Genomic DNA, 1,636 nt, shown 5'->3' with positions numbered 1-1,636 from the left:
TGGGGAAAGAATCGCTTAGGGCTTTCCCCCCTAAGAACCCCCCTTGGGGTACAGGTTTGGTGGTGCGTCAAGCCTATGGTCGGCCCTGGTTTGGTGCCAATTCAGGAAAGCAGTTGCTCCTTGCAAGGCGCACAGCCAGGCAAGGGGTGCGCTGCCTCCCCTCAGGGCCTTAGTTGGGCGTGTCGCAGCCGTTTCCGGCTGCCGGAAGCCTGGGTTTCGGCGGCTGGGAACAGCCGCTGCACCAAGGAAAGGGCCGGACAAAAATAGACCCCAGCGGAGCTTCTCTCCAGGCTGGCAAGTCTGCGCCAAGCAAAATTACAATTTAGTAAAAGCCCCTTTGCATGAAATGGAGTGTTCTGCGCACACTAACCCGGGGTGATGGTGTGAAGGGGCGGAGCAAATACATGATAACCGGGCTGCTGGCGGGGGCGGCCAACGGCTTTTTCGGGGCAGGGGGCGGACTGTTTCTGGTGCCCCTGTTCACCCGCTGGCTGCACCTGGAGCAGCGGCGGGCCTTTGCCACCTCGGTGGCGGTGGTGCTTCCCCTGTCTGTGGCCGCCCTGGTCAGCTATGCCCTGGAGGGCGGGGTGGATGTGGGTGCGGCCTTGCCCTATCTGGCCGGCGGGCTGGTGGGGGGCTTTTTGTCCGGCCGGGTGTTTGAGAAGATCCCTGTGACCTGGCTGCGCCGGGGCTTTGGACTGCTGATGCTGTACGGAGGGGTGCGGGCGGTGTTGCTGTTGTGAATGTTATGGGCTTTTTGGTAGGGGTGGCCACCGGGGTGCTCAGCGGCTGCGGCGTGGGGGGCGGCACGCTGCTCATGCTCTATCTCACCTGGTGTACCGGAATGGGGCAGTACCAGGCCGGGGGCATCAACCTGATGTACTTTCTCACCTGTGCGCCCCCGGCCCTTCTTGGCCACGCCAAAAAGGGGTTGGTGGAATGGCAGGGGGTGCTGTGGTGCGTGGTCACCGGCGTTCCCGCCGCCCTGGGGGCGGCAGCTGTGGCCGGACAGCTGGAGGTGGAGCTGCTGCGCCGCCTGTTTGGGGTGCTGCTTTTGTATGTGGGGGCCAAGGAGCTATTTTTCCGCAGGCCCTCGGGGTGCTCCCAGTGACCATACAAAAAATCCTTTCACCCACGGGTGAAAGGATTTTTTGCGGTTATTTAGGGGAGTTCCCACTTTCATCCTGCCCTTCTGGCAGAGCCCACGGGGAACATCAGCCAAAGCAGCCAGCGCCTCCAGGCGGGGGCTGCCTGTTTCAGGCGTGCGATCTCTCCCCACAGCTGGCGCAGAACCAGACTGCGCTCCTGGGGGGTGAGGGTGTGTTGGCTGAACCGGGCTTTCCGGGCCAGAGCCTCCGTCTCTGCCCCTGCCTTGCCGCCCCACCGCTCCAGCTGGCCAAACCAACGGTAGGCAGCCAGCACAGCGGCGTTGGTGTCCCGGTCATGGCACATCTTCTGCCAGCTCCGGAATCGGAGATGGCGCACCAGCCACAAAGCCGCCCCAAGGGCCACAAGGGGTATGGCCCACACCAGCCACAGCAGAGAGACATTGGCCCACGGAGTCTCCGGGGTGACCGCCGATGTGGGGGTGGGCTTCGGGGCAGTCTCCGGTGTGGGCGTGGGGGCAGGCGTGGGG

At 63.9% G+C, this 1,636-nt stretch carries 2 protein-coding genes and 1 pseudogene; 2 read left to right on the top strand and 1 reads right to left on the bottom strand.

All coding sequences use genetic code 11. The annotated features are described in order from the left end of the window. Window positions 1–341 precede the first annotated feature (341 nt). Entirely contained in the window at window positions 342–743 is a 402-nt protein-coding gene (locus H9X86_RS11970) for a sulfite exporter TauE/SafE family protein (RefSeq protein ID WP_275962698.1), read from the top strand. 5 nt (window positions 744–748) lie between these two features. Beyond that, entirely contained in the window at window positions 749–1,111 is a 363-nt protein-coding gene (locus H9X86_RS11965; RefSeq protein WP_204901725.1) for a sulfite exporter TauE/SafE family protein, read from the top strand. 68 nt (window positions 1,112–1,179) lie between these two features. Here the strand turns inward: H9X86_RS11965 and H9X86_RS11960 are convergent. Then, window positions 1,180–1,636, bottom strand: a pseudogene (locus H9X86_RS11960) (hypothetical protein); the annotation flags it as partial.

The sequence above is a fragment of the Pseudoflavonifractor capillosus genome (genome assembly GCF_016902575.1).
GTDB classification, from domain to species: Bacteria; Bacillota; Clostridia; order Oscillospirales; family Oscillospiraceae; genus Enterenecus; species Enterenecus capillosus_A.
This window is presented reverse-complemented; position numbering and strand designations above follow the sequence as displayed.